Annotated in this window: 25 protein-coding genes; 9 read left to right on the top strand and 16 right to left on the bottom strand. The window is 35.8% G+C overall.

All coding sequences use genetic code 11. The annotated features are described in order from the left end of the window. Position 1: 1 nt before the first annotated feature. The 3 genes from SOP96_RS04795 to SOP96_RS04785 all read left to right on the top strand — a co-directional run bounded on the left by SOP96_RS04795 (position 2) and on the right by SOP96_RS04785 (position 2,522). A complete protein-coding gene (locus tag SOP96_RS04795) occupies positions 2–1,198 on the top strand; it encodes a VWA domain-containing protein (protein WP_326319907.1) in 1,197 nt (398 codons plus the stop codon). Between the two features lie 428 nt (positions 1,199–1,626). Further along, positions 1,627–2,007, top strand: coding sequence for a SpoIIAA family protein (locus tag SOP96_RS04790; RefSeq protein WP_029296622.1), 381 nt, complete (start codon positions 1,627–1,629; stop codon positions 2,005–2,007). A 170-nt stretch (positions 2,008–2,177) separates the two neighbouring features. After that, on the top strand, positions 2,178–2,522 hold the full coding sequence (locus SOP96_RS04785) for a mannan-binding lectin (RefSeq protein WP_326319906.1): 345 nt from the start codon (positions 2,178–2,180) through the stop codon (positions 2,520–2,522). Positions 2,523–2,567: 45 nt separating this feature from the next. Here the strand turns inward: SOP96_RS04785 and SOP96_RS04780 are convergent, their stop codons facing one another. Beyond that, the gene (locus tag SOP96_RS04780) at positions 2,568–3,764 is read right to left on the bottom strand and encodes an MFS transporter (RefSeq protein WP_326319905.1); all 1,197 of its coding nucleotides are present in this window, start codon (positions 3,762–3,764) and stop codon (positions 2,568–2,570) included. A 269-nt stretch (positions 3,765–4,033) separates the two neighbouring features. Further along, positions 4,034–4,900: a lipoyl synthase gene (gene lipA / locus SOP96_RS04775; RefSeq protein ID WP_326319904.1), complete on the bottom strand. Its 867-nt coding sequence runs from the start codon at positions 4,898–4,900 to the stop codon at positions 4,034–4,036. 107 nt (positions 4,901–5,007) lie between these two features. Between lipA and SOP96_RS04770 the strand changes: the two genes are divergently transcribed. After that, complete coding sequence (locus SOP96_RS04770) at positions 5,008–5,640, top strand: hypothetical protein (RefSeq protein ID WP_326319903.1); 633 nt, start codon at positions 5,008–5,010, stop codon at positions 5,638–5,640. A gap of 26 nt (positions 5,641–5,666) precedes the next feature. On the opposite strand, the gene SOP96_RS04765 is transcribed toward SOP96_RS04770, so the two are convergent. From SOP96_RS04765 to SOP96_RS04755, 3 genes are all read right to left on the bottom strand, one after another. Further along, entirely contained in the window at positions 5,667–6,227 is a 561-nt protein-coding gene (locus SOP96_RS04765; RefSeq protein ID WP_326319902.1) for an RNA polymerase sigma factor, read from the bottom strand. A gap of 87 nt (positions 6,228–6,314) precedes the next feature. After that, positions 6,315–7,121 (bottom strand): GLPGLI family protein, encoded by an 807-nt coding sequence (locus SOP96_RS04760; protein WP_326319901.1) that lies wholly within the window; start codon positions 7,119–7,121, stop codon positions 6,315–6,317. Positions 7,122–7,182: 61 nt separating this feature from the next. Then, positions 7,183–7,389 (bottom strand): hypothetical protein, encoded by a 207-nt coding sequence (locus SOP96_RS04755; RefSeq protein ID WP_326319900.1) that lies wholly within the window; start codon positions 7,387–7,389, stop codon positions 7,183–7,185. 161 nt (positions 7,390–7,550) lie between these two features. On the opposite strand from SOP96_RS04755, the gene SOP96_RS04750 reads away from it, so the two are divergent. After that, the gene (locus SOP96_RS04750; RefSeq protein WP_326319899.1) at positions 7,551–7,916 is read left to right on the top strand and encodes a helix-turn-helix domain-containing protein; all 366 of its coding nucleotides are present in this window, start codon (positions 7,551–7,553) and stop codon (positions 7,914–7,916) included. 98 nt (positions 7,917–8,014) lie between these two features. Further along, positions 8,015–9,295 (top strand): tyrosine--tRNA ligase, encoded by a 1,281-nt coding sequence (tyrS, locus tag SOP96_RS04745; RefSeq protein ID WP_326319898.1) that lies wholly within the window; start codon positions 8,015–8,017, stop codon positions 9,293–9,295. A gap of 141 nt (positions 9,296–9,436) precedes the next feature. On the opposite strand, the gene SOP96_RS04740 is transcribed toward tyrS, so the two are convergent. Further along, on the bottom strand, positions 9,437–9,892 hold the full coding sequence (locus SOP96_RS04740) for a hypothetical protein (RefSeq protein WP_326319897.1): 456 nt from the start codon (positions 9,890–9,892) through the stop codon (positions 9,437–9,439). A 208-nt stretch (positions 9,893–10,100) separates the two neighbouring features. Between SOP96_RS04740 and SOP96_RS04735 the strand changes: the two genes are divergently transcribed. The 3 genes from SOP96_RS04735 (at position 10,101) to SOP96_RS04725 (ending at position 12,702) form a co-directional block, all read left to right on the top strand. Next, on the top strand, positions 10,101–10,739 hold the full coding sequence (locus SOP96_RS04735; protein ID WP_326319896.1) for an alpha/beta hydrolase: 639 nt from the start codon (positions 10,101–10,103) through the stop codon (positions 10,737–10,739). A gap of 111 nt (positions 10,740–10,850) precedes the next feature. Then, complete coding sequence (locus SOP96_RS04730) at positions 10,851–12,176, top strand: PDZ domain-containing protein (protein ID WP_326319895.1); 1,326 nt, start codon at positions 10,851–10,853, stop codon at positions 12,174–12,176. 1 nt (position 12,177) lies between these two features. Further along, a complete protein-coding gene (locus tag SOP96_RS04725; RefSeq protein ID WP_326319894.1) occupies positions 12,178–12,702 on the top strand; it encodes a hypothetical protein in 525 nt (174 codons plus the stop codon). On the opposite strand, the gene SOP96_RS04720 is transcribed toward SOP96_RS04725, so the two are convergent. From SOP96_RS04720 to SOP96_RS04675, 10 genes are all read right to left on the bottom strand, one after another. Continuing rightward, positions 12,699–13,724 (bottom strand): L,D-transpeptidase, encoded by a 1,026-nt coding sequence (locus tag SOP96_RS04720; protein WP_326319893.1) that lies wholly within the window; start codon positions 13,722–13,724, stop codon positions 12,699–12,701. The genes SOP96_RS04725 and SOP96_RS04720 overlap by 4 nt on opposite strands. Positions 13,725–13,861: 137 nt before the next feature. Then, positions 13,862–14,920 carry an ATP-grasp domain-containing protein gene (locus tag SOP96_RS04715; RefSeq protein ID WP_326319892.1) on the bottom strand — a complete coding sequence of 353 codons (1,059 nt, stop codon included), beginning with the start codon at positions 14,918–14,920 and terminating at the stop codon, positions 13,862–13,864. Further along, positions 14,898–15,611 carry an NRDE family protein gene (locus tag SOP96_RS04710; RefSeq protein WP_326319891.1) on the bottom strand — a complete coding sequence of 238 codons (714 nt, stop codon included), beginning with the start codon at positions 15,609–15,611 and terminating at the stop codon, positions 14,898–14,900. The genes SOP96_RS04715 and SOP96_RS04710 overlap by 23 nt, the downstream gene beginning before the upstream one ends. Continuing rightward, entirely contained in the window at positions 15,599–16,087 is a 489-nt protein-coding gene (locus SOP96_RS04705; RefSeq protein ID WP_326319890.1) for a DinB family protein, read from the bottom strand. Before SOP96_RS04705 ends, SOP96_RS04710 begins: the two co-directional genes overlap by 13 nt. Positions 16,088–16,102: 15 nt before the next feature. Continuing rightward, positions 16,103–16,486 carry a DoxX family protein gene (locus tag SOP96_RS04700; protein WP_326319889.1) on the bottom strand — a complete coding sequence of 128 codons (384 nt, stop codon included), beginning with the start codon at positions 16,484–16,486 and terminating at the stop codon, positions 16,103–16,105. Between the two features lie 2 nt (positions 16,487–16,488). Beyond that, a complete protein-coding gene (locus tag SOP96_RS04695; RefSeq protein ID WP_326319888.1) occupies positions 16,489–16,917 on the bottom strand; it encodes a DM13 domain-containing protein in 429 nt (142 codons plus the stop codon). A gap of 6 nt (positions 16,918–16,923) precedes the next feature. Then, a complete protein-coding gene (locus SOP96_RS04690) occupies positions 16,924–17,370 on the bottom strand; it encodes a YHS domain-containing (seleno)protein (protein ID WP_326319887.1) in 447 nt (148 codons plus the stop codon). A 55-nt stretch (positions 17,371–17,425) separates the two neighbouring features. Beyond that, entirely contained in the window at positions 17,426–17,692 is a 267-nt protein-coding gene (locus SOP96_RS04685; RefSeq protein WP_326319886.1) for a hypothetical protein, read from the bottom strand. Between the two features lie 3 nt (positions 17,693–17,695). After that, entirely contained in the window at positions 17,696–18,289 is a 594-nt protein-coding gene (locus tag SOP96_RS04680; RefSeq protein WP_326319885.1) for a sigma-70 family RNA polymerase sigma factor, read from the bottom strand. Positions 18,290–18,429: 140 nt separating this feature from the next. Continuing rightward, positions 18,430–19,026, bottom strand: a complete 597-nt coding sequence (locus SOP96_RS04675) for a tetratricopeptide repeat protein (RefSeq protein ID WP_326319884.1) — start codon at positions 19,024–19,026, stop codon at positions 18,430–18,432. Between the last annotated feature and the right edge of the window lie 3 nt (positions 19,027–19,029).

Here is a 19,029-nt window from a genome sequence, read left to right as displayed (position 1 = left end):
CATGACAACTTTTAAGATTTTAACACTGACGATAGGAACTTTGGCTCTTCTGAGTACCCAAAGCGCTGAGAAAAACTTAATGTGCAGCAAAGGCAGAAACGTTTCTCCAACTGAAAATTTTGCTATAATTGAACCTTCAACAAAAATCACAGCTAAGGAAAATAAAATTCAGGTAGCTCTTCTTCTGGATACCTCCAACAGCATGGACGGACTGATTGACCAGGCAAAATCAAGACTTTGGAATATTGTGAATACCCTGACTACTTTAAAGTACAACGGAAAAGCACCGGAAGTTGAGATTGCCTTATATGAATACGGAAATGATGGAATCAGCGATGAAAACTATATCCGGCAGGTCACTCCTCTTACACAGGACCTGGATCTGGTTTCTGAAAAGCTTTTTGCCCTGAGAACCAATGGCGGAAATGAATATTGCGGAGCGGTAATCCGGGATGCATCGATGAACTTAAACTGGGACAGCAATGAGAAAAGCATGAAGCTGATCTATATTGCCGGAAACGAACCTTTCGACCAGGGAAGAATCAGCTATAAAAATGTGATTTCGGATGCCAAAAGGAAAAATATTTATACCAACACCATTTTTTGCGGAAGCCGGGATGAAGGAATCCGTACTTTCTGGCAAAACGGCGCATCGCTGGGAGACGGCAAATATTTCAACATTGACAGTGACCAGAAAGTGATTTATATTGAAACCCCTTATGATGTAAAAATCTCCGAATGCAATGCAAAACTGAATGACACCTACATGTATTACGGAAGCCACGGTTCGGAGTTTAAAACCAAGCAAATGCTTCAGGATAAAAATGCGGAAGTACAGTCTGTGTCTAATGCAGTGGAAAGAACGGTTGCAAAATCCAAGAAAAATGCTTACAAAAATGATCATTGGGATCTCGTAGACCGTGCGGAAAAAGATAAAGATTTTATATCGGAAATGAACGAATCTGAGCTTCCGGCAGAATTAAAAGGTAAAAGTAAGGAAGAAATAAAAAAAGCTGTTGCCCAAAAGTCTGCTGAGCGTGATAAAATCCAGAGAGAAATTGAAGAGCTTTCAAAAAAACGCCAGACATTTATAGATGAAGAAATGAAAAAACGCGGAAATTCTGATGCCGACGATCTTGGAAAAGCCATTGAAAGTTCAGTGCTTGAACTGGCCAAGAAAAACGGATACAGTCTGTAAATTAAATTTTTATATATCTTCAGATTCAGATATTTTGATAAGGTTAATCTGCATGGAGGAAACTGCATGAAAGCCTTTTATAGACAATATATTTTAAGTGATAAAAAACTAATATCCTGAAATCATATTTTATAAGGTGTGAAGATATACTGGAAGTCACAGTATATTCTGTGTGAACCTTCGGCAACTAGTTGCCGAAGGTTTTTTGTTTTCCGGCGGCTTCGCCGCCGGAAAACAAAAACCTCCACCTTAGGCACAAACTCTTGAAAATTAAATGATTGATTTAAAAGATTAAATATTGTCAGGAATATTGTGTAATAAAAATTTACATCAAATCGAGAACAACTAAAGCTTTTATTAACCCAATATTAAATAATGGTTTACTTTTTGTTATCAACCTAAAACTAAACCACAATAAATATTACAATATGATAACGATTATTCCAGAAGCTCCGGAGAATGTTGCGGCTTTCAATGCAACGGGAGAAGTAACGAAAGAAGATTTTGAAAACCTGGTAATCCCTAGAGTAAAGCAAAAGGTAGATCAGTTTAATGAACTGAACTATTTATTATATCTGGACACGGATCTTGATAATTTTACTATGGGAGCCTGGCTGCAGGATGCGCTTTTAGGATTAAAAAACTTAACAAAGTGGAACAGAACCGCAATTGTTACAGACAAAGAAGGCGTACAGAATTTCACGGATATTTTCAGTGTACTCATGCCGGGAGAGTTTAAATCTTTCCCTAAAGGAAACCTTTACAATGCTCTTTACTGGTGCAAAAACGGTAATGAAGTAGAAGCGTGATCAGCTTTTATAAAAACAAGAGAGACCGTCTTTACAGATGGTCTTTTTTATTGCTCTACTACCACTTTATAAGTATAAATACCTAATTTTCAAATTCATACATTCTACGCAATTTATTTCTCTTTTAAGTGACTAAATTTGTAATGTTAAACAACTAAAACTTTTAACTTATGTCAACATTCAAAATTAACATCATTGCAGGACCACTTTGGAGCAATGACGAGGCACAAAAATTAGGTGAGCGAATTGCCGCTGCACATTTAGGAAAATTTACCGGACAATGGAGCACTATTGTTGAGGGTCAGATGAGCGTAATTGAGGTAGAACTGAATACTCAGCCTACCGGTAGTTCAGAATACACTTTAGACGTTCTGGCCGGGCCAATCTGGAGCGATGATGATGCTAAAGCGGTATGTCCGGCTATCTGCGCATCTTACGGAGGAACATGGAACGGACAATGGACAACTGTTGTAGAAGGGAAAATGAGCGTTTGCGGTTGTGTATTTAAATTCTAAAATGATTTTAAAAATTAAGGCTGCCTCAAAACGAGACAGCCTATTTTATTTTTCACAGGTAACACATTCTACTACTTTTTCAACCTCTTCACCGGAAGCGTATAAATACTTGTAGCGTATGCTGATAATCAGTCCAATCAATGTCATTCCTACTCCTACCAGCGAAGGATAATTGAAGGCATACCCTTTTTCCAAAGGAATTCCTCCAAGAAAAGCTCCCATCGCATTAGCAATATTAAATGCGGCCTGCATAAATGCTGCTGCCATCATTTCGCTTTTCGGTGCGGCTTTCATCATCATTATATTAATCGGTGCTGCTACAGACATCGATAATGCCCCGCAAATAAAAGTAAGCGTAAGCGATACATTACGATATTCTGACAAAAAGAATACGCCGGCCAGGGAGATCATCATTAAAAACAAAAGCAAAGAGCATGTTTTTTCCGGGCTGAGCCTGTCGGATAAATATCCTCCGACAAGATTTCCGACTACCATTCCGGCTCCGGCAAGAATCATGACGTAGGCCATGTAACTTTGCTGTACCCCTGACACAATCGTCATAAGCGGTGTTATATAACTGAACCAGGTAAACAGTCCGCCAAAACCTATTGCAGTAATCATTAAAACCAGCCATGCCTGTCTTTTCTTAAGAAATTTTAGTTCTTCCATAAAATGGGTTTCTTTGTCAGGCTTCACATCCGGGAGCCATAATTTCAGAAACAGCAAAGCGAGCAAACCAATTACCGAAACGATTGCAAAATACCATCGCCAGTGGAAAGTATGCCCGATATACGTTACGAGAGGAACCATAGCAAGATTGGCCACGGTAAGTCCAGTGAACATCAGGGAGATATTAAATGCTTCCTTCCCTTTTGCCGCCATTCTCGCTGCAACCACTGTTCCCACTCCGAAAAACGCTCCGTGAGGAAGTCCAGAAAGAAAACGAATGATCATCATTGTGGTATAATCAGGCGCCATTGCTGAAAGAGCATTGAATAAGGTAAAAATCATCATCAGCGCCATCAGTACTTTCTTAGGAGAAAATTTCACCGAATATCCGATGAGAACCGGCGCGCCAACCACTACTCCAAATGCATACGCAGAGATGAGGTGTCCTGCTTCCGGAATACTGATCTGTAAACTTTCTGCCATATCAGGAAGCAGTCCCATAATGGTAAATTCTGTCGTTCCGATCCCCAATCCTCCAATGGCAAGAGGTATTATTTTTTTATCTATCTTCATTATATTCTTTAAAGTGCAAAATTCGGAACAAATAATCATTTATGCTTTAACCAAAATGACATAAAGCTATTCTATATTAACTTTTCTATATCAAAAACTAAATATGATTTTATTATAAGAATACAATTGATTCGGAATAAATTGTAATCATTTCAGGTAAAACTTTTAATTTACCTGTAGTTCAGCTTTAGTAGTGAAAAATATATATTTATTGCTCAAAATTGGGTTATATTTCAAAAGAAATCGCTTCAAAACTGAAGCGATATGTTTTAATGAATATGTTTTTCTGCGTGATAAGAACTTCTCACCAGAGGTGAGCTTTCCACATGCCTGAATCCTAAGCTTCTTGCAAAATCTGCAAACTCATCAAACTCTTCCGGGGTAATGAATTTTTTTACAGGAAGATGCTTTTTGGTCGGCTGCAGATATTGTCCTAAGGTAATAACGTCTACATTGGCATTTCTGATGTCTTCAATGGTCTGGAAAACCTCATCTTTCGTTTCTCCCAAACCGAGCATTACTCCGGTTTTGGTTCTTCGCTGGCCGGCTTCTTTCAGATATCTCAGTACTTCAAGGCTTCTTTCATATTTTGCCTGGATTCTTACTTCTCTGGTAAGACGCTTTACCGTTTCCATATTGTGGGAAATCACTTCAGGAGCTACATCAACCAGGCGGTCAATATGTTTTGTGATTCCCTGAAAATCCGGAATCAGCGTTTCCATCGTAGTTCCCGGAGAAATTCTTCTTACGGCATTTACCGTTTCTGCCCAAAGGATGGATCCCATATCTTTCAGATCGTCACGATCTACGGAAGTAAGCACAGCATGTTTGATCTTCATTAATTTGATGGAGCGGGCCACTTTTTCAGGTTCGTCCCAGTTTACATCAAGGGGCTTTCCGGTTTTCACTCCGCAAAATCCGCAGCTTCTTGTACAGATATTTCCCAGAATCATGAAGGTTGCCGTACCTTCTCCCCAACATTCGCCCATATTCGGGCAGCTTCCGCTTTGGCAGATTGTATTTAATTTATATTTATCAACCAAAGTTCTCAGTTCTCTGTAATTCTTACCGGTAGGAAGTTTTACACGGATCCATTTTGGTTTTTGAACGGTTGTATTTTGAATTAAATCCTCCATCTCTATCTCAATTGAAGGTTCAAAGTTAGTGATTTTTTTATCGAAACCATCAAAGACGTATATTGATGAAACACATAATTTCGTATTTTTAGGATAAATATCATCTCATGAAATCCACCTTATGTATTCTAACAGTTCTACTGAATATACTTTGCTTCGCTCAAAAAGAATTTCAGCCGGATGGCGCAACACTTATTGAAACCGTTGACGGAGATTTGGATGGAGATCTTATTCCTGAAAAAGTAATGATTTACAATACCAAAGACACCGCGGATTATGGAAATATCCGTGAAATACAGATATTGAAAAAAGCAAATGAAAAGTGGAAGGTTCTTGAAAAATCCAGAAATGCTATTCTGAAAAGCAGTGAAGGCGGAATGATGGGCGATCCTTACCAGAGTACCGAAATTAAAAACGGAATTTTAATGATTACCCAAGCCGGCGGAAGCAGCTGGAAATGGGGCTATACGGATAAATACCGGTTTCAGGACGGACATTTTGAACTGATCGGTTATTCTTCCAACAGCGGAAAGCCTGAAGAATACTGGATTGATGTTGATTTTAATCTATCAACAGGTAAACTGATTTTTGAAAAAGAGGTTGAAAACAGGAAAGAATATGGAGATTCCAGGAAAGAAACAGTTATAAAAAAAGGGATAAAACTTAATCTTCAGAACAGAAATCAAAAGGAGCGAATAGAAATTCTTCTTCCGAAAACAAAGGAGAAAGTTTATTTGTAGTTAAGAGTAAGACTTATTATTAGTGATTAATTATCCTCAAATTCATTGTTTTTTAACAATTCGGCCAATACTTTTTTTGCGCGCATGACACGAACCTTTGTATTGGCAACAGAAATGCCGAGCTCTTCCGCAATTTCCTTGATGCTTTTTTCCTCAAAAAAACGCAGCCTGATAATGTCCTGGTAATTGGCATCCAGCGATTCGATGGTTTTAATGATTTTCTTCTGCTCTTCTTCAGAGATCATCAGTTCTTCCGGAGATTTGGCGTATTGATTTTTTACTTCTTCAAGATTTTCAGTAGGATCCTGGTTTTCCCTGCTTTTTCTTCTCCAGAAATCAATAATAGTATTTTGGGCAATGGTAAGCACCCAGGTTTTAAACTGAAAGTGCGGATCATACATATCCAGCTTGGACAGCACTTTTGAAAAAACATTGACCGTTATTTCATCGGCATCGTTTTCATTATGAACTTTTTTCATTACAAAAGAGAAAACATCAACCCAAAAAATGTTGATGAGCCGTGTCTGGGCCTTCTGGTCTTTTTCCTTTGCTTTTGCAATAAGCTGGAATAGTTGTTCTTCGTTCATTATGAACAAATATAATTATTTTTGACAATGCTGTAGAAATATCATAATAAAAAACTCTTGGCTAACAAGAGTTAAATAGCAGATAATTTAATTTGGGTTAAGTTCTATAGGATTATATTGATCATAAAGTTTCCTAGAATTTCGATTAAGTTTTCTTATTGTTTCAGCATCTGCATTATCCAAAACATCAGAGAAATCGGTATTAAGAAAAGCTTCTTTTTTCCATTGATAGACATGTTCTTTTTTTGCAGGTTTTATATTTTTATATGAATTGGCAAATGGACAAACATATTTTCTTTTTTTGAATAAATATAATTTGTAATGAAAATCTTTTTTGTCATCATATAGTTCAACAATTAAACCCGGAAGCTTATTGAATTTATACGGACCAAAAGATAGTGGAATATTTGGATTGAAATAAGCTATCCAGTTTCTTCCATATTTTTTTGTAATTGCTTTCTGACAATTTGCATTACCTATTTTTTTAAATTCATTAATTAAAGTCCATTCTATATTGTTGGGTTCTTCATATGAAACATAAGCCTGAGTAATTGGGGTTGTTACATATATTTTCCCTATAGTAATTCCGATATTTTCAGGATATTCTGCGGAAAATCTAGAAAAAGTTTTAAAATCTAAAACAGCATTTCCGGTTTCTTTAATTTTTTTATAGTATTTTAAAGAATCCGCAACATATACATTCATGCTCTTAAAATAAGATTCTTTTTTATTCATCATTAGAATAAAAGTTGTCAACTCACTTTTTGCATTTGGTAAATTACTTTTTTTATAATCTAAAGTATATCCTGCTTCATATTCTGAAGAAAAACTTTTTTGGGCTTTTATTGAAAAAATCAAAAGATTAAATACTAAAAATAATATTTTTTTATTCATAATATAAGTTAGGCTATCCAGAATAAACCTGAATAGCCAAAATTAATTTTAATAAAAATGCTTATGATCTATAATAAGTAAAACTGCGAGGAAATTCTCCACAAGCGTTAAAATTTAATTGATTAAGAGTGTGTTCCAAAGCTTGAGGTGTTGCATTCTGAACGTAACTATCACTAATATTAAATACTATATTACATGTAGTTCTAAAAGGCATGGCGCTTACAAAACTTCCAAATATTAAAGCTCCAGAGATAAATAATTTTTTCATAATTGTTATTATTAGTTAGAAATATTTGTTTATACGAAAATAAAAAAATGTTATTTAATAACAATTGAAATTACAGAATTATATCTTCAAAGTATAGTGAAAATATCTCAAAATGTAGAATATTTAGTTCAACATCCTTATATTTGTTTTAAAGAACTTATATGCAAGTTGGACATAAAATAAAACGTATTCGTGAACTTAAAGGACTTTCGCAAGCGGAAGTTGCAAAAAAACTTTTCATCTCGCAAAGAGCTTATTCAGACATAGAAAATGATAAGACAAAATTAGACCTTGATCGTCTTGAAAAATTGTCAGGTATTTTTGAAATGGATCCTTTGGATGTTTTAACTTTTGATGAGAAGCAAGTTTTTACTAATTGTACAATTTCAGGTAACTCTGGTAACAATTATAGTACAGTTTATAATGCCGAATCTTCATTTGAGAACGAGAGACAATCTTATCAACAACAAATTGAGCATTTAGAAAAAGAAATTATATTTTTAAGAAATCTTATCAATAAAAATTGAAACCTTCCTTCAAATTAATAAAAACGGTTACTTGGCTTTTCAAATCCTATTACTTGTGAATTTATTATCTTTGCAGCTAAATTTTAAAGTTAAAAATAATGAACTCTTTTATTGAAGAATTGAAATGGCGCGGTCTTTTTGCAGATATGATGCCCGGAACGGATGAACAGCTGAATAAGGAAATGACTACAGCCTATATCGGTTTTGATCCAACTGCAGATTCTTTACATATTGGAAGTCTTATTCAGATAAAAATTCTTGCCCACTTTCAGCAGCACGGCCATAAGCCGATCGCTTTGGTTGGAGGTGCTACAGGAATGATCGGAGACCCGTCGGGAAAATCTGCCGAAAGAAATCTTTTGGATGAAGAAACGCTTCTTCATTATGTAGACTGCCTGAAAAACCAGCTTTCAAGGTTTCTTGACTTTTCAGGAAATGAGCCGAACAAAGCGGAACTTGTGAACAATTACGACTGGATGAAAAATATTTCTTTTCTTGATTTTGCAAAAAATGTAGGGAAAAATATTACGGTTAATTATATGATGGCCAAAGATTCCGTGAAAAAAAGGTTTTCGGGTGAAGCCGGAGCAGATGGAATGAGCTTTACGGAATTTACTTACCAATTAATTCAGGGATATGATTTTCTGCATTTGTACCAGAATAATAATGTAAAACTTCAGATGGGAGGTTCTGACCAGTGGGGAAATATCACCACCGGAACAGAACTGATCCGTAGAAAGGCACAAGGCGAAGCATTTGCATTAACAGTTCCTCTCATCACAAAAGCCGACGGCTCAAAATTCGGTAAATCTGAAAGCGGAGAAAATTACTGGCTTGATAAAAAGAAAACTTCACCTTATAAATTCTACCAGTTCTGGCTGAATGCAACGGATGATGATGCCGAAAGATTCATCAAATTCTATACATTCTTAGGAAAAGAGGAGATTGAAAATCTCATTGAAGAACATAAAACGGCAGAACATGAGAAAAAGCTTCAGAAAAAACTGGCTGAAGAAATTACGGTTTGGGTTCACGGAAGAGAAGAATATGAAAAAGCACTGAGGGCTTCTGAAATTTTGTTCAGTAAAGGGATGGATGATATGAATGAGCAAATTTTTGAAGAAATTTTTGACGGAATTCCTAATGCGGAAATGGAAAAAAGTAATATTATAGGCTTAAATATTGTTGATTTACTGTCTCAATCAAATTTCTTAAAATCTAAAAGTGAAGCTCAGAGAGAATTGAAAGGAAACTCAATTTCTGTAAACAAACAAAAAGTAAATGCTTCTTTTTCTATTAGTGAAAACGATTTTGTAGATGGTAAATTCATTTTACTACAAAAAGGTAAAAGAAATCAGTTTATCGTAAAAGCGATTTAATTTGTTGTTTTGTTTTTTCATAAAATTCGGGGGCGCGGGATTTTCAATCCCGCGCCTCCGAATTTTTTATATCCTTATTAATTCAGGATTATCATAAAAAAAGACTACCTAAGCAGTCTGTATGTTATTTAAGTTGTATTCTTATAATTCCAAGAAGCTATAATAGGTAGAAGTGTTTTTCTCTCCGGATCCTACTACTTTACTGGTTTTGGCCAGTTCTCCGTCAACGTAAATATTCACGATTAATTCTGAATCTGCATACGGAAGAACAGCATTGGCAGCAAGATTCAGCTGAGACTGGCTGGAGCTTACAAACTGATCTCCGGTTGACCATGTTGTTCCTGTAGGGTTAAAGGTAGTACTTGGGCTTGTTCCTATCTGGGTAACGACAGCTTTAAAGTTTCCTGTTACAGGAGGACTGGGAGGCGGCGTAGGTCCGTTGGTAATTATTTTTGCTTCAAACTTAACAATGTGATCTGTGAATTCCTCGTCATCGTCATCATCATTACAAGAATTGAGGACAGAAATTACCGAAAATAATACGGCGAATAAAAAAGAAAGCTTTAGTAAACTTTTTGATTTGTAAAATTGCTTCATCTTTCCAAATAGATTTTTAATGCTTCAAATATAGGTTTTTTATCAATATAAAAATAGGTTTCATGAAAATTTTCCAATAAAAATTTCTAAAAAATATCGATTTAATAAATCTTATTGACAATATAAAGACAGTTTGTCACTTCATTGAATATGGTCTCATTTTTACTTTATGAAATGATCATTAAACCTTTATAATTATCTTTGCCTAATGAATTTAGATTATATTGTAAGAGAACCGGAACATATTACTTCTGAAACAACCATCCTTTTTATGTTTCATGGATACGGAAGCAATGAGCAGGATCTTTTCAGCTTCAGGGAAACTCTTCCCGCCGACTGGATCATCGTGAGTTTCAGAGCTCCTAAAGCAACACAATTTGAGGGATACTCCTGGTACGATATCGATTTTAGCAATCCGGAGCGTTTTGTAGATGTTCAGCAGGCAACAGAATCTTTAAACAGCATTTTGGAAAGCATCCTTAAGATCATCAATCGTTATGGCATTACAAATGGGAAAACGCATCTCTGTGGTTTCAGCCAGGGCGGAATTCTTTGCTATGCGCTAGCTTTAAAATATCCTGAAATGTTTAATCTGATAGCATGCTTAAGCAGTTATCCGGAAGAAAAATTACTTGATAATATTGTGAAAGACAAGAAAAAACTGGAAAGGCTGCGCTTTTTTATTTCTCATGGTACCGACGACGCTATTATTCCGCTTGATTGGGGAAGAAAAGCAGCCGATCTGCTGTATGATCTCGGATGCTATTTTACATTCAGGGAATATATGAGCGGTCACGGTGTGAACCAAAAAAATTATATGGATCTCATGGATTTCTTCTCAAAATAAATATAGATTCATTCAAACATTTTTTTGATTGTTTAAAAAATATTCAGGCGTTCTTGTATTAAGAATGCTTTTTTTTTATTAATATTCGGATAAAATCATTAAATTCATTATATGAAAATGATGTTTTTTTTCTGGATTTTTTTCTTTGGTATTTCTATTAATGCCCAGAACTCTTTTGAACTCCGGGATACGAAGAAGGCCGTTATTCCTTTTAAATTTATCAACAATCTTATATTCATTCCCATCAATATTAATGGTGCAGAACTCACATTTCTGCTGGATACAGGAGTTGCTGAAACCTCTATCTTCAGCCTGGAAAATAAGGAATTAAAGCTCGTTAACATTGAAAAAATAAAATTTTCAGGATTAGGCGGTGACAGAAGTATCGACGGATTCCGGTCGGAAAACAATACTGGGAAAATCGGAAAGAATTTTGTGAATGATTCCATGACGGTATTTATTATTATGGATCAGGATTTTAATATTTCTTCCCATGTAGGAATTCCCGTGAACGGAATAATCGGCTACCACTTTTTCAAAAATCATCCAGTCGTAATTGATTATATGTCTAAAAAGATTACCATTTATAACGATAAACAGCTGTTCAGGAAAAAAGTGAAAAATTTCAGTGAACTTGATATAAGTATTGAAAAAAATAAACCTTATATTTTTGCTGATGTGGAAATGACCAGGGAAAGAAAAAACTCTAAGTTACTGATTGACCTCGGAAACAGCGATCCGATATGGCTCTTCCCGAAACTTATAAAAGATTTTGTATACAACCGCCCTAATATTGATGATTTTTTAGGAAGAGGGTTTAATGGTGATATTTACGGAAAAAGAAGCCGGATTCATAATTTTTACTTAGGCGATTTTAAGTTTGAAAAACCGCTTACGGCAATGCCCGATGAATATTCGATCCAGCACGTTAATCTTGTTGAAAACAGAAAGGGCTCAATTGGCGGGGATATTATGAGACGTTTTACCGTAGCTTTCGACTACTCCGGTGAAAAAATATTCCTTAAAAAAAACCGGAATTTTGATGATCCTTTTCATTTCAATATGAGCGGACTGGATTTCAGGCAGGATGGAATGGAATGGACAAAAGATGTGGTAAATTTGCCCACAAAAAAGCAGCTTCAGGTCTCAGCAAGCAACGAAGTATTCAACAGCAGCCTGCAATATAATTTTACTCTGAAACCCATTTTCTCCATTGCCGGTGTACGGAAAGATTCTCCGGGGGCAAAAGCAGGTTTACAGAAAGACGACCGGCTCATCAGCATTAATGGCAGGAAAACTGCAGATATGACCTTGCAGAAAATTTTAGAACTTATGAAATCTGAGGAAGGCCGAACAATAGAAATGCTTATTCAGAGAAAAAGTAAAGAGATGTTGCTGCGTTTTACCTTAGAAGATCCAATACCTTACCAAGAATAATATGAAAACAGAAGAAACAACCATAGACAAAATAAGAACCAGGCCCCGTTTTAAAATGTTTACCAATCTTACCAAAGAAGAGTATGCCGAAAATCTTAAAAAATATCTTGCGGAACATAATGATGAGTTTTCAGGAAACATCAATAAAGAAGTAGCTACTATTTGCGTAAAAACTGAAGATGAAGGCTATTGGAAACCCACGTTAGCTTTACGGGTAGAAATTGAAGACGAGCAAACTGCAATACGTGGTATTTTCGGGCCCAGTTCTGCGGTGTGGACGTTTTTTATGTTTCTTTATTTTTCTTTTTCTATTCTCTGGATGGTGTTTTTCTCCATGTATTACGTAGAAAAGCAGATCAACAGCCACGATTTTCCATGGGCACTGAATGCTTCGTTTGTAATGCTTTTATTGATCGCCATTACTTATGCAGCAGCAAGATTCGGGCAGCATAAGGCTAAAGGCGAGATGCTTAAGCTTCGTAAATTTGTAGAAGAATCTACGCTGCAGTTTGAAAAAAAGGATTAGGGCTCCAGGGTTTTTGCTGTCTGAGGCATCTGCTCCAGAACGGCCTTTGCCGCGTTGATAGAATCTACCACTTTTTCCCTGTTTTCCTGTTCTTTCAGTATTTTTTCAATATTAGGCTCGATCATTTTTGTCATTTCTTCAACAGAAATATTATTGGAATTTGGGTCATTAAGCAGTTTTCGCCATGGTTTACGTTTCCCCCAAGGATAGTCTCCATATACAAGAACTGCGGTTCCTTTCGCTTTTGTAGTTGCCCCTCCCGGATTTAACACCCATGTATCTGCAAAGCTGTACAGCCATTTTGCATCATTCATTAATAATCGCAGACAGGAATGTGAGGCCGGATATCCCGGAAGATCATACTGATGCCAACCGATTCCGTCCAGATTAAAAATATTAAAATTATATGGAAGCTTCCACTCGCTGTCTACTGTAGAAATCGCCAGCTTTTTCTTCCAGTTGGCAAAAGTGAGCCCTGTTTTTGTTTTAGCCGATTTTTTACCCATGCTCGTCGGGCCCCACTTTACAAGGCTTCCGTTGGAATAAACACCGTAAGCCTGAATCGGGTAAGAAAAGACAACAATTTTTTTCACCGGACTTAACACATCCAGCTGCATAGGAAAAGGAGAATATTCCATCAACGTGGTATCTATCTTAGCAGGAACTACCAATGTATCTGCATTCCATTTGTTTTTGGAATCAAGCCTGTTTAAAGCGAGAATGGCATATCGCTCTTTTTCCGTAAATTTTTTATTGAATAAAGCGAAAAGAGAATCTCTCACTTTTTTATCTTTAGGAAAGATATAGGCATTATAAAAACCATATTCCTGCATGGCAGGAGGTAATGATGGCTTCTGAACAACAGAATCTTTTTTTCCAGACAGAGAATCTTTTTTCTCAGAATCTTCGGATGCGGATGAAGACGCATCACTGATTTTGTCGTTGATTTTTTCAATTTCCTTTTTGCAGGAAACCACCGCTAAAGCTATAAGTAATAAGAAAAGAAATGATTTTTTTTTCAATATGTTTTTCATAAATAAAAGTACCCGAATCGTTTTGCTATCCAGTACAAATATCAGACCTAAATTTTAATAATAAAAATCGGAATTTAAAATACCGTAAAAATACGGTGCCTGCTTATAAAATATTCAAAATCATTTTAAACTCTTGACGATGTAAGGAAGGGATTAAATTCTTTAAGGATTTTCCAGCATTCTTCATTGCTTGTAAAGTGATGGCCTTTTTTCTTATTAAGCTTTGCTATTTGGTACATGAAACTCCAGTGCTTCATGATTTCTTTAACGGCAAAAAAATACGAGTGCGCCGGATCGTAGATAAAAGTAGGTTCTGATGCGGCACCATTTAATTCAATAATTTTAAGATTTTCTCCGTTTTCAAGTTCTTCCCAGGTATTAAATTTTACATCAAATCTTCCGTAATAAAAGCCATTTACGGAAGAACATATTTCATTAAATACATCGGTAAGTTTTGTGGAAATTTTATCTGAAACATCATAAAATGTAGCCCCCCTTGCATGATTCCCTATGCTGCTTAAGAGTATTTTTTCATTTGAATCGGGAATATAATTTATATTGTATCCGCCATTGTGAAAAATTTTCGGATAAAACGAGTGATACCTAAGATCGTACTGTATAAGTTCACCCAGAGTCTGTTGCCCATTTCCCGTAACCGTAATGCCTTTCTTTTCAACAATTCCGCTGATGAAACCTTTTTTGTCATTAGGAAACCTGATGTAGAAGACTCCGATTTCATTTGGTAAACTGATATATTCTTCTAAAAGCAGGTCTTCATTTCCGTTATTTTCAAGATACATCTTCAGACTTTCCCGGTTTCTTATCAATTCCACATTCCTGCCTCTGCAGCCATTATTCGGCTTTAAAATAACAGGATATTTCAGACCGTTTTCCCTGATGATATTTTCAATTTCGTCCGGCTTTTTCTTGCACTTCAAAAGAAAAGATTTTGCCCTGTAATCCTGGGGTAAAAGCCGGTTGACAAAATTTTTATCTTCCAGCGTCATTCCGCCATGAGCAATGGCAGGATTTACCGCTTTAAAGAAACCGAAAGACCGTGATTTCAGGCTGATCCAAAAGTAATAGAAAATACACGGGAAATAGACCGCCCACATAGGCCAGAATTCCCAGTGTGTCAACCGGTACCATTTGTAACGTAATTTAAACAAAACTTCTTTTTTCAATTTTTGTATGTTGTATTGTGTTTTCTGTAAGATCGTGATATGCAAAATGAATCTGATCTTGTTTAATAATAAGCTGTGTGATACTTACGGTAAGAAATATTTCTTTTATTGATACATCTATTTCGGGTTCTTTTTCTATCTGATGCTTTTTATGGAAATTAAGTATTTCCCCGGATTCTATATTTCTATTCAGCTGAAATCTCCTGAAATCCTTTTCCCTGTTATTTTCAAGACTGTCGTTGTACAATGTTTTGGAAGAAAACAGATGGCTTTCATGTTCATTTAAGAAAAATTCATGTTTAACGGTTCCGTCCCAAAGCAGCCTCATTAATTTTTTATTAAAGAAAACCAATAACTGAAAAGGTTCTATTCCCAACAAGTCATATTCCCGGAAAGCGTGCAAAAAATTCTTGTCCTTTACAATATCTAAAAGTACGATTCCCCTGCTTTTTTTATAAGGCGGATTGCTTGTATGTTTTTGGAAAGCCCCGTTCAGAAGAATGGCTGCATTTCCATTTTCATCAGCAGCAAACCAGGTTCCTGATGCTTTTTTATCTTTAGGAAAATACAGCAAACGGTCTTCCACCTCCAAAGTATTGGGAAATAGTGCTTTTTCGCGGCTTTTTTTCTCATCCCGATTGGAGGTTAAAATTATTGAATCCTTAGTTTTAAAGTAGCTTACTGTGCACATGCAAGTCTGAATTTTACAGTTGAAGGCGCAACCCCGAAGTTTTCAGGGATATTTTCCCATTCAAATTCTTTAAGAGCTACTTTTATTAGTGCCTGATGATGGATTCCGTGTTCAAAACAATACAGCAGTTCCCGGAAATAGGTTGTTTTGAGTTCCTGCTCATTGTTTGCATGATCGTGCAGAACGCAGAATAGCTCCTTGTCTTTTTTATTGATTTCGGCAGCAATTCTTTCAACAGTAAAGAGCATTTCTCGCACATTTTCTTCAAGAGCCTGATTTCTTTTTCTGTTTTCAAACGAAAACCTTCCTGAGGGATAACCGGCCAGCAACACTTCGTACATTTCAAGGATGTGCCTGATGTGCTGCCCTATTGAGCTTCCAAACAAGTATTTACTTTTTTTTGTATACAAATGATCAGAAAGGGGGTTTATTATTTGGGATAATTCCTGCAGGTTATTTTCAATACTTTTTATCATAAAGCTACGGTTATTTTATTTTTTAGAAAAAAGAGAAAAAATCTGTTTTCGGTGTATGGCAATTAAAAGTACACAAAATACCGCAACTATTACCGCCAGATAAAAAAGCTTTCCACCATCGTTCTGCACCTCAATTCCCAATTCGGTTACATGAAACTGGATAGCTCCCAGCATAAGCCCCAACCCTAAAACAGCTCCGTACGAAGTGGTTCTCGGTATTAAAATGAGAATGGAAGCAATCAGTTCCAGAACACCGATTCCTATTCTTCCGTAAGGTTCCATCCCAATTTTTGAGAAAATATAGACGGATTCCGGTGCTGCCGAAAATTTAAAATAGAGGGTTTGCAGCATAATGATTACGGGAACAAGCCTGATAACCCAGTTTACAAGTTTTTTCATGTTTATTTTTTTTGAAGTAATGCGTATGAGAATAGATGATTGTATTGCTGACAGTGTACTACAGCATATTTATAGTTATCCAAATCCGGTTTGGTTGCGAAGGTATATACCTGCCCTCCATTAACTGATTTTAGTTTTCCCAGCGATATAAAATTATTAGGCTGCTGTTCCGTGCTTAGATATACGTAAAGATCCGGGCCGTTGCTTACTGAAAAGTTTTTATCAAAAGCAAGCGTGTAAACACCGTCTTTTTCATAAATCTCTGCTTTACCTCCGATATTGTTTCCGTAAGGGCCTCCTATAAAATCGCCGGAGGAAATAAGCTTAGCATTTTCGGGTGCCATTTCCATTAAATCTTCTGTAGAAGTGTTTTCTCTAACGCAGCTTTGAAGAAAAAAGCCAACTATAAGAATTAAGAATAATTTTTTCATCATTTATTATTTTGTAGTAAATTTTTTCCAGTTTTTATCTGCCTTAATGGTAAGATTTTTTTCATCTTTATTCCAACTTGTAAGGGTGTTGGTTAAAAGTTTATTGTAAAACAGATAGAGCTTACCATCAGTAATTTTATACGTTTTAGGATTTACATCTACTTTTTTGCCATAATCTCCCATTGCAAAAGCACAATAGCCTCCATATTGGGGAAGGTATTTCCCGGGTTCTTTCTGAAATTTAGCTTTATTTTCAGCGTTAACGAAGTAATAATCTGCTCCCTTATATTTCACAGCATTTTTTGCTGATCCCTGCTGCGGTTTTCCGGAAAAATAACTAACTACATCATAGCCATAGTTGGCAATACCCTTCTCCTGATTAATATTCGAAGTTTGTGAAAATAGTATACTGCTTATCAATAACAGAAACGGAATAAAGAATTTTGTTTTCATTGCTTTTTCTTATTTTTAAGCTTAGACGTGACAAAATTTTATTCCTTACAAAATTTTACATCTTTTGTAAATTTTCTTTTATCTTATTCTTTAATGCATCAGAAGCTTTTGTTTCCTTTTCAGAAATATTTTCATGAAAGTGATGTTGTAATGCTTTATCCATTGCTTTTGTCTGTTTTCCGAAATTCCTGCAGCATTTGCAAAAGACAATATGAAATTTCATCTTCAGCCATGCGGAAGCAGACAAAGAAGTTTCTTCGGATTTAACGATGTTAAGAGAGGTCTCTTCGCAGTTGTGTAAAAGGTTGTTGATAAATTCCATAATCTACAAAGTAATTTCATTTTTTTCAAGGCAGCTTCTTAATAGTGTTTTAGCCCGAAAAAGAAGCACCCAGTAATTAGACGAAGTAATATTAAAATCCTTACAAATTTTTTCGGCATCTTCATCCAGCATATATTTGGCAACAAAAACAGGCTTCAGCTTTGAAGGCAGCTTTTGCAGGCAGAGATCCATAATCTTATAAAATTCTTTGCTTAAAATATAATCATCCGTGCTTTCGGAAAGGTAGTTTTTGTTAATATCCTGTTTCCATCTGCCATAATTGTCCTGATTGAAAAACGCATTCTCGAATGATGCTTCTGTTTCATCAAGGTAGTCTTCGTAGCTTTGGCTGTTATGGCTTTTTTTCCTGTAATAATCTATGATTTTATTTTTGAGAATGCTGGTAAGCCATGTTTTCACGGATGATCTTTCTTCAAACTTGCCAGCGTTTTTAAAAGCTGCCAAAAAGGTATCCTGCACGATATCTTCCGCATCTTCTCTGGAATTTACTCTGGTTATTGCAAAGCTGTAAAGAAAGTCTGCAAATGCATCTACCCACTGTTGGGGAGCTAAACCGGAATCATTATTTTTCATCATTGTTCTGTTTAGATATGACAAATATAATAGAAAAAGATAATTCTTTGAAGGTGATATGAATTTCAAAGAAGCATTTTTTCCGTGCATCTGCAATGAAGGGTCCTAAAGAGTGTACAAACTACTAACAATTGTCAATATGTTTATTTTAAACTTTGCAGCGTTTCAATTGCGGTTTTATCATCCGGTTTTGCGAGCAGCGCAGTTTCATAAAAACCTTTGGCTTCGGAAATTTTACCTAAACTCAGTTTTATACCGCCCATTAAAAGATTGGCATCAAAATCAAAAGGATACATGGTAAGGATTTTTGCCGCCTGGGCTTCGGCTGCAGGATAATCTTTTTCATAATAATTGGTAAGCGCCAGACGATATAATGCGGTTGTATTGTTTGGATCTATGGACAATATTTTGGTATAGATGCCTTTTAGTTCAGTCCATTTTTGAAGGGCATACAGCGGGCCGGCAATTCCTAAAAGAGGTTCTATTGCCTTCGGCTTTATTGTTATCGCAGCTTTATAATATTCTACCGATTTGGCATTGTTCCCGTTAAGATAGTGCAGCCATCCTAAACGCACTTTAGAATAATAATTATTTCCGGAGTCTATGCCTTCAATATCTTTTATGGCTTCAGCATATTCTTTTTTGTTTTCGTGGGCGTAACTGCTGGAAAAAACTTTACTGTTCTGCGCTGAAATATTAAAGCTTACAGCAATAAGTAATGTTACAACTATTTTTTTCATTTC

It is taken from the genome of Chryseobacterium salviniae (assembly GCF_035819015.1).
In the GTDB taxonomy this organism is placed as follows: domain Bacteria; phylum Bacteroidota; class Bacteroidia; order Flavobacteriales; family Weeksellaceae; genus Chryseobacterium; species Chryseobacterium salviniae.
The sequence above is the reverse complement of the archived record's forward strand: the minus strand, read 5'-3'. Positions and strand labels throughout refer to the sequence as shown.